The organism is Virgibacillus halodenitrificans JCM 12304 (genome assembly GCF_001310895.1).
GTDB lineage: Bacteria > Bacillota > Bacilli > Bacillales > Amphibacillaceae > Virgibacillus_Q > Virgibacillus_Q halodenitrificans.
In genome coordinates, this window is record NZ_BAZS01000031.1 from 1 (window position 1) to 15,001 (window position 15,001).

General features: G+C 35.2%; 18 protein-coding genes and 2 pseudogenes. 16 read left to right on the forward strand and 4 right to left on the reverse strand.

What is annotated here, in order from left to right; all coding sequences use genetic code 11:
• Positions 1 to 210: 210 nt before the first annotated feature.
• The 6 genes from sirA to JCM12304_RS14780 all read left to right on the forward strand — a co-directional run bounded on the left by sirA (position 211) and on the right by JCM12304_RS14780 (position 3,218).
• Complete coding sequence (gene sirA / locus JCM12304_RS14755) at positions 211 to 672, forward strand: sporulation inhibitor of replication protein SirA (protein WP_019378486.1); 462 nt, start codon at positions 211 to 213, stop codon at positions 670 to 672.
• Between the two features lie 56 nt (positions 673 to 728).
• Positions 729 to 938 carry a YneF family protein gene (locus JCM12304_RS14760; RefSeq protein WP_060681225.1) on the forward strand — a complete coding sequence of 70 codons (210 nt, stop codon included), beginning with the start codon at positions 729 to 731 and terminating at the stop codon, positions 936 to 938.
• Between the two features lie 175 nt (positions 939 to 1,113).
• Positions 1,114 to 1,818 carry a cytochrome c biogenesis CcdA family protein gene (locus JCM12304_RS14765; RefSeq protein WP_060681227.1) on the forward strand — a complete coding sequence of 235 codons (705 nt, stop codon included), beginning with the start codon at positions 1,114 to 1,116 and terminating at the stop codon, positions 1,816 to 1,818.
• A gap of 63 nt (positions 1,819 to 1,881) precedes the next feature.
• On the forward strand, positions 1,882 to 2,307 hold the full coding sequence (locus JCM12304_RS14770) for a Na(+)/H(+) antiporter subunit B (protein ID WP_060681229.1): 426 nt from the start codon (positions 1,882 to 1,884) through the stop codon (positions 2,305 to 2,307).
• Between the two features lie 17 nt (positions 2,308 to 2,324).
• Positions 2,325 to 2,711, forward strand: coding sequence for a response regulator (locus JCM12304_RS14775; protein WP_019378482.1), 387 nt, complete (start codon positions 2,325 to 2,327; stop codon positions 2,709 to 2,711).
• A 21-nt stretch (positions 2,712 to 2,732) separates the two neighbouring features.
• A complete protein-coding gene (locus tag JCM12304_RS14780; protein ID WP_019378481.1) occupies positions 2,733 to 3,218 on the forward strand; it encodes a CcdC family protein in 486 nt (161 codons plus the stop codon).
• A gap of 16 nt (positions 3,219 to 3,234) precedes the next feature.
• Here the strand turns inward: JCM12304_RS14780 and JCM12304_RS14785 are convergent, their stop codons facing one another.
• Entirely contained in the window at positions 3,235 to 3,711 is a 477-nt protein-coding gene (locus tag JCM12304_RS14785) for a DUF2621 family protein (protein WP_019378480.1), read from the reverse strand.
• Between the two features lie 257 nt (positions 3,712 to 3,968).
• Here JCM12304_RS14785 and JCM12304_RS20155 point away from each other — a divergent pair, with 257 nt between their 5' ends.
• From JCM12304_RS20155 to JCM12304_RS14815, 8 genes and pseudogenes are all read left to right on the forward strand, one after another.
• Positions 3,969 to 4,283, forward strand: coding sequence for a PAS domain S-box protein (locus JCM12304_RS20155; protein ID WP_256200843.1), 315 nt, complete (start codon positions 3,969 to 3,971; stop codon positions 4,281 to 4,283).
• Between the two features lie 20 nt (positions 4,284 to 4,303).
• Complete coding sequence (locus JCM12304_RS14790; RefSeq protein ID WP_223280633.1) at positions 4,304 to 5,059, forward strand: ATP-binding protein; 756 nt, start codon at positions 4,304 to 4,306, stop codon at positions 5,057 to 5,059.
• Positions 5,060 to 5,315: 256 nt separating this feature from the next.
• Positions 5,316 to 8,025 (forward strand): annotated as a pseudogene (gene acnA, locus JCM12304_RS14795) (aconitate hydratase AcnA).
• A 254-nt stretch (positions 8,026 to 8,279) separates the two neighbouring features.
• Positions 8,280 to 8,852, forward strand: coding sequence for a peroxiredoxin family protein (locus JCM12304_RS14800; protein ID WP_060681231.1), 573 nt, complete (start codon positions 8,280 to 8,282; stop codon positions 8,850 to 8,852).
• A gap of 63 nt (positions 8,853 to 8,915) precedes the next feature.
• A complete protein-coding gene (locus JCM12304_RS19160; RefSeq protein ID WP_019378476.1) occupies positions 8,916 to 9,047 on the forward strand; it encodes an FbpB family small basic protein in 132 nt (43 codons plus the stop codon).
• 102 nt (positions 9,048 to 9,149) lie between these two features.
• Positions 9,150 to 9,377 (forward strand): small acid-soluble spore protein Tlp, encoded by a 228-nt coding sequence (gene tlp / locus JCM12304_RS14805; RefSeq protein WP_060681233.1) that lies wholly within the window; start codon positions 9,150 to 9,152, stop codon positions 9,375 to 9,377.
• 222 nt (positions 9,378 to 9,599) lie between these two features.
• Positions 9,600 to 10,022 carry an acyl-CoA thioesterase gene (locus tag JCM12304_RS14810; protein ID WP_060681235.1) on the forward strand — a complete coding sequence of 141 codons (423 nt, stop codon included), beginning with the start codon at positions 9,600 to 9,602 and terminating at the stop codon, positions 10,020 to 10,022.
• A 2-nt stretch (positions 10,023 to 10,024) separates the two neighbouring features.
• On the forward strand, positions 10,025 to 10,324 hold the full coding sequence (locus JCM12304_RS14815) for a hypothetical protein (protein WP_060681238.1): 300 nt from the start codon (positions 10,025 to 10,027) through the stop codon (positions 10,322 to 10,324).
• 73 nt (positions 10,325 to 10,397) lie between these two features.
• On the opposite strand, the gene yidD is transcribed toward JCM12304_RS14815, so the two are convergent.
• From yidD to plsY, 3 genes are all read right to left on the reverse strand, one after another.
• Entirely contained in the window at positions 10,398 to 10,625 is a 228-nt protein-coding gene (yidD, locus tag JCM12304_RS14820) for a membrane protein insertion efficiency factor YidD (protein WP_019378472.1), read from the reverse strand.
• Between the two features lie 11 nt (positions 10,626 to 10,636).
• Positions 10,637 to 11,575, reverse strand: a complete 939-nt coding sequence (gene folE2, locus JCM12304_RS14825) for a GTP cyclohydrolase FolE2 (RefSeq protein ID WP_019378471.1) — start codon at positions 11,573 to 11,575, stop codon at positions 10,637 to 10,639.
• Positions 11,576 to 11,659: 84 nt separating this feature from the next.
• Positions 11,660 to 12,241 carry a glycerol-3-phosphate 1-O-acyltransferase PlsY gene (gene plsY / locus JCM12304_RS14830; RefSeq protein WP_060681240.1) on the reverse strand — a complete coding sequence of 194 codons (582 nt, stop codon included), beginning with the start codon at positions 12,239 to 12,241 and terminating at the stop codon, positions 11,660 to 11,662.
• Between the two features lie 169 nt (positions 12,242 to 12,410).
• Here plsY and JCM12304_RS14835 point away from each other — a divergent pair, with 169 nt between their 5' ends.
• Together JCM12304_RS14835 and JCM12304_RS14840 are read left to right on the forward strand one after the other, a co-directional pair.
• On the forward strand, positions 12,411 to 13,472 hold the full coding sequence (locus tag JCM12304_RS14835; protein ID WP_060681242.1) for an ABC transporter ATP-binding protein: 1,062 nt from the start codon (positions 12,411 to 12,413) through the stop codon (positions 13,470 to 13,472).
• Positions 13,469 to 14,994, forward strand: a pseudogene (locus JCM12304_RS14840) (ABC transporter permease/substrate-binding protein). Before JCM12304_RS14835 ends, JCM12304_RS14840 begins: the two are co-directional and overlap by 4 nt.
• Positions 14,995 to 15,001 lie beyond the last annotated feature (7 nt).

Sequence of the window (15,001 nt, forward strand, 5' to 3'; positions counted from 1 at the left end):
TTTATTTTTAGCTCTTTATTTTTTTATGGCTAATAGTACCTTGACTATTCTAAAAAAAATGTGTAGCTGCTTTCATTTAAAAATCTATTTAAAACTTGAGAATCGAACTAATATACTTCTCATCGACAAAACAAGTGTTATTTTGCGTTACAATGTGACATTATTCTGAAATTTAATGCGTATAATAGATTATATAAAGGGGGAGATAAAATGGATGCTTATTCTATCTACTGGATAAAAGAAGAGGTTGCAGCACATTATTTCCACAAAAGTAATTTATTATATCATTTTTTTAAAGATTATAGAAACGATCTATCAAACGATATTTTACAAAAACAGTTTAATTATATTACACGTTCCTTTCCTAAATCACATTTAATTTCACATATAAAAAACTACTATAATAAGACTTTTATGTTACAATTTAATGGCTCACAACTAATCATTCATCAAAAAAAGACTTATATTTCTTTACATATGGATGAAAAACAATTAAAATTTCGTTGTAATTCTTTGCAGGATGCAGAAGAAATATTATTTCCTATGCTAAGAAGTTTCCATAGCAATTTGTTTATCACAGGTAGAAATGTGAATAACTTTGGATGGATTTCTCCTGTAATTACTAGTAATCATGGAAATGAGAGTGAACAAGTATTGTATTCCTTTCTTTGATTTACTATACTGTATAAGAGACAACACGAAGGAGGAAAGCTTGACATGAGCACTATTTGGTCGTATTAATTGCTATTGCAGCATTAATTGTTGGTGTTGCTCTTGGATTTTTCATTGCCAGAAAATATATGATGAGCTATTTAAAAAAGAATCCACCTATTAATGAGCAAATGCTTCGTACGTTAATGATGCAGATGGGGCAGAAACCATCACAGAAGAAAATTAATCAGATGATGCGTGCTATGAATAATCAGACAGGAAAATAAAGCACTAATTCTCTTATCCATGGTCCAAGCCCCTTGCTATGAATAGCAAGGGGTGTTTGCATTCCATGCATTTCGTTGAGAATAACCAAAAATTTTCGTTTATTTGTCAAAAACGATATACACCTTGATTTTTTTATCTGATAGACTGTAAATAAGGATCTTTAGGAGGTATACTATGGCAGAGATAAATATATTTTTAGCGTTTGGTGCAGGCTTTTTATCTTTTATATCACCATGCGTGCTGCCCTTATATCCTGCATTTCTATCTTACATAACAGGAATGAGTGTTAGCGAAATAAAAGAGGAGAATAAAAAGCTAAATAAAAAAGCTATTTTTCATACTATTTTCTTTTTAATTGGTTTTTCCAGTGTATTTATTATGATGGGCTTCCTAAGCTCATACGTTTCTGATTTTTTACTTACGTACAGGAACATCATTCGGCAAGTGGGAGCTATACTAATCATTTTCTTTGGGTTAGTAATTGTCGGGATATTAAATTTTAAATTCCTAATGAAAGATAAAAAAATTACGTTTAAAAATAGACCAGCTGGTTTTGCTGGATCGTTTTTAATTGGAATGGCGTTTTCTCTTGGGTGGACTCCCTGTACAGGGCCTATTTTAGCAATTGTGCTATCACTGGCTGCAACTAATCCAGATACAGGTATGATTATGATGATCAGTTACATTCTCGGCTTTTCAATACCTTTTTTACTACTTGCTTTCTTTATCGGCAAACTAAACTGGTTCAAAAAACATAGCATGAAACTTGTGAAAATTGGTGGATATGTCATGATTTTTATGGGGGTAGCTTTGTTCTTTAACTGGATGGATAAATTAACTTCATTTTTGGCGGGTTGGTTTGGATTCTATGGTTTTTAATGGATTTTATTATAGTCGTATATTAATATAGGAAGAAGAAATAGGATAAAGGAGCACGCTTACATGTATAAACCGAATGATCTTGTATTACGTACAACAACATCTTTAATCGCATTTATCTTACTCGGATTTGCTATTTATTTATTGTTGGCGGGGCATAACTCTCCAGGGGGAGGGTTTGTAGGCGGTTTGCTGACATCAGGAGCAATCCTTCTCATGTATATGGCTTACGGAATGGAAGTTGTGAAAAAAATTATTCCAATCAATTTCACATTATTGATTCCTATTGGACTGTCTTTTGCAGTCGGAACAGGTTTAGGCTCATTTATTTTTAATGTGCCATTTTTATCTCAAACATTTGGGTACTTTCACTTGCCTATTTTTGGAGAAATTGAATTGGCAACCGCTATGATCTTTGATATTGGTGTATATTTCACTGTGGTCGGAGTGATGATGACAATTATTTTAACCATTGCCAATGATCAGTAGAAGGGAGCAAAATAACAATGGGGCAAGTATTATTAGTAGATGATACTGCATTCATAAGAATGAGTTTAACTTCTATATTAACGGAGGCAGGTCACGAGGTAGTAGGAGAAGCTAATGATGGGCTAGAGGCAATTCAACAGTATAAGAAGCTGATGCCCGATCTTGTTATCATGGACATCACTATGCCGGTTATGAACGGCATAGAATCCTTGAAAGAAATAATTACATTTGACTCTGACGCCCAGATTATTATGTGTTCAGCAATGAATCAACAAAAAGTGGTAGTAGAAGCAATTGAATCCGGCGCAAAAGACTTTTTAGTTAAACCCTTTAATGAAAATTGCGTTCTAGAGACATTGAACAGAGTTCTACATATTAATCATAACAGTTTTAAAAGTAATTAAGCCTCAAGAGAGAGTGATTTGATGTTTTGGTTAGTGGCAAGTACAATAGTAGCAGCATTTATGGCTGTCACAATGATTTTTGTAAGACTAAAAGCCGCAAAGCAACCGGCTAGTGTTAAAAAAATTATACTGCCACCTATTTTTATGAGTACAGGTGCACTAATGTTTGTAGTTCCAGAGTTTCGAGTTACTTTTTCAGAGTTTGCAGAAGCAATCATAGTTGGTATTATCTGCTCCATATTCTTAATAAAAACATCTAACTTTGAAATTCGTAAAAACGCCATATACTTAGTCCCATCAAAAGCATTTGTTTTTATATTAGTTGGACTGTTGTTATTTCGTATCATATTTAAGCTAGCAATAGGAAGTACAATTTCTCTTGGGCAGACGAGTGGCATGTTTTATCTGCTAGCATTTGGGATGATTGTCACTTGGAGGCTGGCTATGTTAATAAAATTTATGAAATTAGAAAAGAAAATGAACGCTTCAGCAAAAAAGAGCGTCTAACCAATGGTTAGACGCTCTAATTTTTTTTATATCGCTTATCCCAATCTGCTGAATAATCGTTTTGAGATTGGCTAAAGAATTGTTCGTATGGTTTAACATCTATATTTTTCTGTTCTAATTTATTGCGTAAAAACTTATGGTCACGCTTTGGAGTGGCTAGTATATATCCTTGAATTAATACATCTTGATTAATCTTATTCATATTTTTAGTGAGCGCAACTTCTCCAATTTTACTAGCTATTTTGTGTCTGGCTACATCTCTAAATAATTCGGGCACGGGTGAAACTAATTCTTCAAGCAACTTTTTTTCATTCTCTTCCCACATATGTTTAGACTTATCCATGTAGTATTCTTCCCAATCCATGATTGATTTGCCATCTTCTTTAGGTAGTCGCTTAAGAAACTTACGAAACATAAAAAAGCCGCCAATTCCCATTAGACCAATCATTATAAATCCCCAAGCTATAATTAAGTAATCAAAAATCACAGACATAATTTCACCCTTATTCTAATTATTATACGTTATTTTCACAAAATTCAATTGATTACCACAAAAAGTAAATTTTATTTTTTTTAGTACTTATAGTATATTACTAATAATTGACAAGTTATAATTAGTAATGGTCTATTTATATTATAATAGTAAAAAGTTTAACAGACAAGAGACATACATAAGTGAAAGATATCATATAGTTAAGAGCGTATAGGGTTAAAATGTTTAGAAGTGACACTATTGAAGGGGGTATATAGATGAGACCAGATAATGACGAGGCTGTGAATCAAGAGGATAGTTACCTTCATAATGAAATTTTTCCTGAATTATCATCATTAACGCCAGCTATGTTGTCCTGGGTGGATAAAAATAGTTATGATATTATCCTGGTTCTTAATAAGGATGGTAGATTCATTTTCTTATCAGAATCAATAGAGAGAATATTAGGATTTTCTGTTGAAAAGATGGTAGGGGAAAAATGGTATGAAAAAACGTCAGCTGCAGATGCCTTATTTATTAAAAAAATTTTAATCATGCTGATCCTGCCCAGGTTTTCTCAATTAATGTCTTAAATGACAAGGGAATCTATATTATGTTTGAGTGTACGATAGAAAAATTAGTAGATAAAGACGAAGTTTATTTTATATCTACTCTCAAAGATGTAACAGATAAGAAAGAATCAGAAGAAATGATGATTAGATCCGAAAAAATGTCAATTGCAGGACAATTGGCTGCTGGAATTGCTCATGAAATTAGAAATCCACTTACCTCCTTAAAAGGATTTTTGCAATTGTTACAAGCAGGACTAACTAGTAAAGAAGAATATTATCAAATTATGCTTGAAGAAATCGAAAAAATGGAATCTATAACCTCTGAACTATTATTTATTTCTAAGCCTTTAACGGATAATAAAAAAACAGAAGCTATTAATGAAATGATTGAAGATGTAGTAATGCTTATGAAGCCTCAAGCAAAATTGAAGGATATACAATTAGGTTTCGAAAGTGAAGAAACTGCATTTATATATTGTGATCGATCACAAATTAAACAAGTTATATTGAACTTAGTTAAAAACGGAATTGAGGCGATGGACCAACCCGGAACAATTGTTATCAGATTGGAAGCAAATCACGAATCCGTAATTATTCGTGTCATTGATGAAGGTGGAGGTATACCATCTGATCTTATAAATAAAATCGGAGAGCCGTTTTTTACAACGAAACAGTCAGGTACTGGTCTTGGCTTGATGATTTCAAAGCAAATATTGGCACAGCATAATGCAATTTTGGATATCACACAAAACAAAGATAGAGGAAGTACGTTTCATATTATATTTCCGGTAAAGTAATTGCAATTTTATTTATAACTATTTATTTTATAAGTCCTGTTTTCGTATAAGTATTTGTTATCACTTTACATAAGATTTTAATATATATTGACAGAGTCTATACCATTGTTTTATTTTAATGTTTCCTATAAGATAGAAAAAGAAGGCTTTATCTATACTAGAATAAAAGAATTGTAGAAAAAGCTCAATGTTTGAAATGTAGTTAGGTTATACACGATATATAACTTGCTACAAAAGAAAGAAAGGGGTTTGCATTATGGGAGCGAATAATACGTTTCATGCAAAAAAACAGTTTGAGTTAAATGGGAAAACGTATAACTATTATCACTTAAAAGCATTAGAAGAAGCTGGATTAGGTAAAGTTTCACGCTTACCTTTTTCCATTCGTGTACTTTTAGAGTCACTTGTACGCCAACATGATGGGCATCAAATTAAAGATGAACATGTACAAAGGCTGTCTAAATGGGGTACAGACGAAGGAAAAGGTGTTGATGTACCTTTTAAACCTTCAAGGGTAATTCTGCAGGACTTTACAGGAGTTCCAGCTGTAGTTGATTTGGCATCCTTAAGAAAAGCAATGGTCGATATGGGTGGCGAACCTGACAAAATAAATCCGGAAGTACCTGTAGATTTGGTAATTGACCATTCCGTGCAAGTTGATCAATATGGTACACCAAATGCTTTGAAAGCGAACATGGACTTAGAATTTGAGAGAAACGCAGAGCGTTATGAATTCTTAAACTGGGCCCAAAAAGCATTTGAAAACTATCGTGCGGTTCCACCAGCAACAGGTATTGTGCACCAGGTTAACCTGGAGTATATTGCTAACGTGGTACACGGATTAGAAAATGAAAATGGAGAATATGATGCTTTCCCTGACACACTAGTAGGTACTGATTCCCACACAACTATGATTAATGGACTAGGTGTTCTTGGTTGGGGTGTTGGCGGTATCGAAGCAGAAGCAGGCATGCTTGGTCAGCCATCATATTTCCCAGCTCCGGAAGTTATTGGAGTTAAATTTACTGGGAGCTTCCCAAATGGTACGACAGCAACTGACTTAGCATTGAAGGTTACTCAAGTCCTACGTGAGAAAAATGTTGTTGGTAAGTTTGTTGAATACTTTGGACCTGGATTAAAAGATATGCCACTTGCTGACCGTGCTACTATTTCCAACATGGCACCAGAGTATGGAGCTACTTGTGGTTTCTTCCCGGTGGATGAAGAGTCGTTAAACTATTTACGCCTAACCGGTCGTGACAAAGAGCAAATTGATTTAGTAGAACAATATTGTAAGGCAAATGACTTGTGGTATTCTGCAGATCAGGAAGATCCGGAATATACGGAGTTAGTTGAGATTAATCTATCTGAATTGGAACCTAATCTCTCCGGTCCAAAACGTCCGCAAGATTTGATTGCTTTATCTGATATGAAGAAAGAGTTCAACAAAGCAATTACTGCTCCAGAAGGTAACCAAGGGTTTGGTATGGATAAATCTGAATTTGATAAAGAGGTAACTGTGGAACATCCAAACGAAGTACTTCCGTAATGAAAACAGGAGCTCTAGCAATTGCAGCTATCACTTCTTGTACAAACACTTCCAACCCGTACGTTATGCTTGGAGCTGGATTGCTAGCTAAAAAAGCAGTAGAAAAAGGCTTACAGGTACCAGACTATGTAAAAACATCTTTAGCACCTGGTTCAAAGGTTGTTACACGTTACCTTGAGGATTCTGGACTAATGCCTTTCCTTGACCAACTTGGCTTTAACTTAGTAGGGTATGGGTGTACTACGTGTATTGGTAACTCTGGACCATTACGTGAAGAAATTGAACAGGCAATTATGAAAAGTGATCTTACTGTTTCTTCTGTTTTATCTGGTAACCGAAACTTTGAAGGGCGTATCCATCCACTTGTGAAAGCTAATTACCTTGCATCTCCACCACTAGTAGTTGCATACGCTTTAGCTGGGACAGTGGATGTCGACCTTTCTAAAGAGCCACTTGGCAAAGATAAAGATGGAAATGCAGTTTATATGAATGATATCTGGCCAACAATGGAAGAGATCAAGGATCAAGTAGAAAAGGTTGTAACACCTGAAATATTCCGAAAAGAATATGAGAATGTTTTCCAATCTAATGAAAAATGGAATGAGATCAATACAACTGATGAGCCTTTATTTGAGTGGGATGCGGATTCTACTTACATTCAGAACCCACCATTCTTTGAAGGTCTTGGCAAAAATGCAGGTACGGTTCAACCATTGACCAACTTAAGAGCTATTGGGAAGTTTGGTGACTCTGTAACAACTGACCATATTTCACCTGCTGGAGCAATTGCCAAAGATATGCCTGCAGGAAAATATCTTCAAGATAAAGGAGTTTCTCCAAGAAACTTTAACTCCTATGGGTCACGCCGAGGTAACCATGAAGTTATGATGCGTGGTACGTTCGCTAATATTCGAATCCGTAACCTTCTAGCTCCAGGTACAGAGGGCGGATATACAACATATTGGCCAACAGAAGATGTTATGCAATATACGATGCTGCCATGAAGTATCAACAGGATGGAACAGGCTTGATTGTAATTGGTGGAAAAGATTATGGCATGGGATCATCTCGTGACTGGGCAGCAAAAGGTACTAACTTGTTAGGTATTAAAACTGTTATTGCTGAGAGCTTTGAACGTATTCATCGTTCCAACCTTGTAATGATGGGAGTTCTGCCTTTACAGTTTGCAAAAGGCGACAGTGCTGATAAGTTAGGCTTAACTGGAAAAGAGAGCTTTACAGTTGAAGTTAATGAAGATGTAAAACCACATGACCTAGTAAAAGTTACTGCTGTGAGTGAAGATGGTAAAACAACTACATTTGATGCAGTTGCTCGATTTGATAGTGACGTAGAGATCGATTATTACCGCCATGGTGGCATCTTACAAATGGTTTTACGTAACAAACTTGAAGTTTAATTTATAACGATAAATCCCTTCTACCATACCTTATGGAAGAAGGGATTTATTTAATTGCGTTCTAAATATATATTAGATTATTCATTGAATCGTAAGAGAGATAAATCTTCCAGCATTTCCAAAAGATCTTTTTTATAAAGAAAGCAATTAACATACTGTCTAATGAACTTTTTTAGAACAATTGGTTTTATACTTTACAAAAAACTTTAATCGGTCTACCATTTACATTATATAATGTGTAAGGAGCTTATAACATGTTAAAAAAATGGTTAGGAACAGCATTGCTTTTTGTCTTAATTGGTATTGTAGTCTTTAATATACTTCAGGAAAATAAAGACGGATCGACAGGTGATATAAAAGAATCAAAGGGCGGAATGATTGCACCTCCTGAGAGCGCAGGACTTGAACCTGGTCAAATGGCCCCAAATTTCGAACTAGAAACTTTGGGAGGAAAAAAGCTTAAATTATCCGACTTACGTGGTGAAAAGGTTATTTTGAATTTTTGGGCAACCTGGTGTCCACCTTGTCGTGAAGAAATGCCAGAAATGCAAAAATTCCACGAAGACTTTGGAGATAAGATTAACATTATTGCAGTTAATTTAACTGGATCCGAAACCAAGGAATCAGATGTTAAGGAATTTATTGATAAGTACAATTATACATATCCCATTTTACTTGATAAAAATTCTCAGGTAGGCGAAACATATAAAGCCTTTACAGTCCCTACTACTTATTTTATTGGTACAGATGGTAAAATTCAGAAAGAGAGAAAAGTAGGGCCAATGTCTTATGAATTTATGCAAGAAACATTAGAGTCTTTAGAGTAAGATGTTATATATTTTCTAAGAAGTGGCAATACTTTTATTTAAAAGGAGTGAATTGCCATTTCTTTGAAACGAAAAGTAACTTTTGAAGAACTTTTAGCCGAGAATCGACAACATATTCTAAAGGACAAGATGCTCATGGAACAATTGGAGCGTAAATGGGAACAAAGAATGCATAAAACCGTATACAAAAAGTAAGAAAGAGAAAACTCTTCCGTTAGAAAATGGAAGGGTTTTTTATGTATAAGCATTTTTCATAAACAAATAATAACTTTAGTTAAATCGAAAGGAGAATATACATTGTCTAAAGATTACAAACCAAAACCAGATGACCGAAGTGATAACGTGGAAAAATTACAAAGCATGGTGCAAGACACAATTGAAAATATAGAGGAAGCGCATGAGACAATGAAATTTAGCTCTGGAGAAGAGAAACAAAAAATTCAGGAAAAAAATAAGCGTCGTGAACAATCGATTAAAGGAATGAGAGCAGAGATTAAGGACGAATACAACTATAATAATGATTAATGTATAAAGAGGCTGTGACAAAAAATTTTTATACATTGAATATCCGAACCGATTCGTACTATTAAGGAATCGTGGTTCGGATTTCTTTTTTTCGGAGTGGACTTCCACACTATAGAGCAACAATTTTTTTATTTTATCTTTCCTTCTTTCCTAGTTAAGTAAAAAGCGATTTAATAGAAAATATGTTACGATAAGCAATGTATTAATATGAGGGGGATCAGAATGCTAAAAGTAAGAACACCTGTTGAGGTAAGATACCAGGAAACAGACCAAATGGGCGTCGTTTATCATGCAAACTATTTAGTTTGGTTTGAGATTGGCAGGACAAAATATATTGAAGAGCTAGGTTTTAAATATGCTGATATGGAGAAGTTTAATGTAGTCTCACCGGTAACGGATGCAAAAATAAAGTGTATTAAACCCATTCGGTACGGAGAGCAAGCCATGGTAGAAACATGGCTTGAAAAATATACAGGAATACGAACTGTGTATGGTTATAGAATTTACGATGGTGATGGAGTAGTTTCAGTAGAAGGAACTACAGAGCACGTAATAGTTAATAAAGAGAATTTCCGTCCATTATCTTTAAAAAAAACCTTTCCCGATTGGCATGAAGCATATCAAAAACAGTTAAAGGGAGAATAAAAATGGCTTTCGGTGTGAAAAAAAACGAATTATTAGCATGGAAAAGAGAAGTTTCTAATGGAAAAATAGCTATTTTAACTCACTATTGGATGGATAAGCGTTTTCCAGGCTGCTTCACCGTTACAAAGGTTGGTTGCCGGGACGTCGAAAAACTGATTTTATGGGGGAGAGAATACGGTTTACTACCTGAATGGATACATATGGATAAAAACTATCCACATTATGATTTATTTGGTGAAAAACAGAAAGAAGTTTTAACAAAAGAAGGGCAAAGGGAGCAATTAAGTAGATTTCACCTTTGATAGGTATTCTAGCATCAGGTAAAAGAGCTAAACAAGGAGTATATTCCATTTGTTTAGCTCTTTTAAATGAAGTTTATTTATTTTTCTTTTTTTCTGGTACAAGGTCTACGCCACCTGAGTGAAATGGATGACATTTACTAATCCTCTTTATTGTTAAAAAAAGTCCTTTCCATGTGCCAAATCGCTGAAAAGCTTCTAAGCTGTATGCTGAGCAGGAAGGATAAAAGCGACATGATGCTGGTGTGAAAGGGCTGATGGCTGACCGATAAAATTTTACTAATCCTATAAATAAAAATTTCATTTCATTTAACCTCACGATGGAAAAGTCATGTTGTTTTTATCATAAGTTATTGATGCGATGGCATCATGCATATGAATAGATTCTTCATTACGACACTGGACTTTAAATTTAGTTACCAGATCCATTTCGTATAGATCAGCAGCTACTAAACGAACCATATCCTCTACAAAGCGAGGATTCTCATATGCTTGTTCTGTAACCATTTTTTCATCTGGACGCTTAAGAACAGGGTGCAGTCTGGAACTGGCATTACTTTCAGCGGCCTCAAGCAACATTTGCTTCCAATCATCGACATTAACAGCCTCCAACTCGTCCAGTTCAACGTCAATGGAAACCTCTCCACGCTGGTTATGTGCACTATATTCACTTATCTCTTTAGAACATGGGCAAAGTGTAGTCACAAATACGGATAGAGATGCACCTAACGAAAATCCAGTATGTTGATCATAGGTCACCCGCATGGCCACATTAGCATGATTCATTCCTGCAAGCTCAGTTTGGGGGCCTTTTCGTTCATAAAACCAAGGAAACTCCATTTCTATGGTGGCATCGGATTGCTCCAGGCGTTCTGTCAGTTCTTTCACAAACTGCTTTAGTGTAGAGAATTCTGCTGTAAAACCCTTCTCATGGTAATAAGCCAGCTGTTCAGTAAAGCGGCTCATATTAGTTCCTTTACTCGTGTTTTTTAGGCTGGAAGTGAATTGAATTTCCCCTACACTAGTTTGTACATGTGGTTCAAGCTTACTGTATATTGTAACAGGATGCTTCACATTGGCTACACCAACAGCATCCAGATCAAATAAAAAGTCTTTTTTTGTGTTCTGTAAATCTGCCATTTCACTTTTTTCGACTGGTTTTGTTTTTAGGACAGGAGTCACAGAACCAAATAATTTATGGCGTTCTTTTTTGTTTGGTAATTTTCTTGACGGGAATGTCTTTGTGTTGCCCATAACATGGTCCCCTTTCTCTGTGTAGATAGTCAAAGTATACTGTACGTAAAGGTTTTATTCAATTTTTTAGTTTGAATGCTTTCATTACATCCAAGTGATTCTTGGTTCTGTTTTATCTTTAATTCGTTTAATGTTCGCTTTATGACGGTAAAATACAAAAATAGTTAAGATAGAGGTTACAATAATAAGACCAATATCTTTAAATAATGAGGAAACAATAATTGTAACAATTCCTGTTATCATAGATGATAAAGAGACATATTTTGATATATATAGTGTTATCAAAAAGGTTGCAATCATAATAGCAAACAGTAAAGGATTAATTCCTAAAATAATCCCTGCTGACGTAGCAACGGCCTTTCCACCTTTAAACCGTGCGAAAATAGGATAGGTATGTCCCAAAACTGCGAATAAGCCAATGATTAAGCGATACACATCTGCGTCTGCTAACAGTGGCAGCAATGTGGCAGCAGTCCCTTTTAGAATATCGGACAAGGTAACTATTATACCGGCTTTCATTCCCAACACACGGAATGTATTCGTAGCTCCTAGATTTCCACTTCCATGTTGGCGGATATCAATATTATATCCTAATTTTCCTACCACTAGTGCGGAAGGGATAGAACCTAAAAGATATGCAATAATTGCAAATAATATGTATTCCATTGTAATTCCCACTTTCTTGAGTATTGTCCAAGGGTATAGTATATATTTTAGCATGAAGATGGGTTAGAAAGTACTATAAATTCCACGAAAATATTTGAAAGGTTTTACATCAAAGAAAAAGGGTATGTGAATAAATAGAAAAAGTAACCCTAAAGAAGGGAAGAAGATTATGATTGAGTTTAAAAAAGTGAATAAAACTTATTCAGATGGAACAGAAGCAGTAAAAGATTTTTCATTACATATTGAAGAAGGAGAAATAGTAACTCTTATCGGGCCAAGTGGTTGTGGCAAAACAACTACGATGAAAATGGTCAATCGTTTAATTGAACCTACTTTAGGAGACATATACATAAATAATAAAAATATTAAAAAGTATAACATCCACGAGTTACGATGGAATATAGGTTACGTTCTGCAACAGATTGCTTTGTTTCCCCACATGACGATAGGAGAAAATATCTCTGTAGTGCCTGAGATGAAAAAATGGAAACGCAAGGATGTTGATAAGAGAGCTGAGGAACTTTTACAAATGGTTGGTTTAGATCCTTCCACTTTCAAAAAGCGAATGCCTCAGGAACTTTCCGGAGGGCAGCAACAACGGATAGGTGTTATTAGGGCACTTGCAGCGGACCCAGATATTATTTTAATGGACGAACCATTTAGTGCGCTTGATCCGATAAGCAGGGAACAGTTACAAGATGATATTCGCAATTTACAAAAGGAAATTAAAAAAACAATTCTGTTTGTCACTCATGATATTGATGAAGCGATGGCTTTAGGAGATAAAGTTTGTTTAATGAAGGGCGGAGAAATTGTTCAAGTAGACACTCCTCAGAACCTCATTCTTCATCCGGCTACTGACTTTGTAAAAGATTTTATTGGGGAGCGCAAATCTCCTTGGCAAACAGCTGTTGATGTAATAGCTGTTCCGGAAGATGATATCGTACTCTCTCAGGAACTATATAAAAAAGGAGAATATGATGCACAGAAAATTTATTTTGTTATAGAGGAAAATGGTACTTATTTAGGTACCCTTCAGTACGGAAAACTAATCGACGGGGAAACTTTGGACAATAACATTCCTTTATACAAGGCCACAGAAGCTCTTCAATCAAAAGAAAAGCTTCCCGTGCTAAATGGCAATAAGTTGGTTGGTGTATTAAGCTATAAGTTGATTGTCAATTATTTAAAAAGTAAAACCAAAGTAGAAAACGGAGTGATTCACTCATGAATGAATTCATTTCCGTATTTCAAAGTAGACAAGATATGCTTATAGAAACAATTTGGGAGCATTTGCAAATTTCTCTGCTATCATTGGTTATCGCCATAATTATTGCAGTCCCCCTTGGAATTATTCTGACAAGGTATAGAAAAGTTGCCGAGCCTATTATTGGTGTATCGGCTATTATGCAAACAATACCGAGTCTCGCTGTACTGGCATTTCTGATTCCTTTTTTCGGAATAGGTACCACACCTGCAATTATAGCATTGACAGCATATGGCTATTGCCTATTCTAAGGAACACGTATACTGGTATTAATGAAGTAGATGCGGCTTTAACTGAAGCTGCCACGGGAATGGGTATGAATTCATTCAAACGGCTTACGAAAGTTGAACTCCCTATAGCTATGCCTGTAATTATGGCCGGTATTAGAACGTCTATGGTTCTGATTGTTGGAACTACAACAATCGCTGCTTTAATCGGGGCAGGTGGCCTGGGAGAACTTATTTTGTTGGGTATTGACCGAGGAGCAGATGTTAACTTAATATTGTTAGGCGCCATTCCTGCTGCATTGCTTGCAATTGCGCTCGATTTCATTTTAAGAGGGTTTGAACATGTTTCAAAAAAAGCAGGCTTTAAAGCATTTATTGCCATGCTCATAATAGCAGTTATTGTTGTAACCACTCCTTTCTTTTTAGATAGTACTAAAAAAGCAGATATTGTAATTGGTGGTAAATTAGGCTCTGAACCTGCTATATTAATTAATATGTACAAGCATTTGATTGAGGAAGAATCTGACTTATCTGTGAAGCTTGAGCCTGGTCTTGGTAAAACCGCATTTGTTTTTACAGCTTTAAAGAACGGGAGTATAGATATTTATCCTGAATTTACCGGGACGGCTATTGTTACACATATGGAATCAGAGGCAAATAGTAATGATCCCAAAGAAGTGTATCAACAAGCAAAAGAAGGAATGGGCCAACAATATGATATGGCTTTTCTGCAACCAATGAAATTTAATAACACATATGCTGTAGCTACGACTAAAGAATTAGCAGATAAATACAATTTGAAAGAAATAGGAGACCTAAAGCAAATTGAAGACCAAATCACAGCCGGATTTACACTTGAGTTTAAAGATAGATACGACGGTTATGTCGGAATGCAAGACGTGTACAATCTGGATATTGCACAAGTGAAAACGATGGAGCCTGGTATTAGACAAGATGCGCTTGCAAACGGTAATGTGGATATTATCGATGCTTATGCCACAGATAGTTATATGATAGAATTAGACTTAGTAACTCTAAAAGATCCTAAGAATCTCTTTCCTCCATATCAAGGTGCTCCATTAATGAGAAATGAGACACTTGATAAATATCCTGAATTAAAAGAAATATTAAATCAACTTGCTGGTAAGATCAGTGATGAAGAGATGAGAGAGATGAATTACAAAGTAGATTATGACGATCAATCTCCTAGTAAGGTAGCTAAAGACTTCTTAATAAACAAAAATCTGCTTGATAATTAGAAGGAGG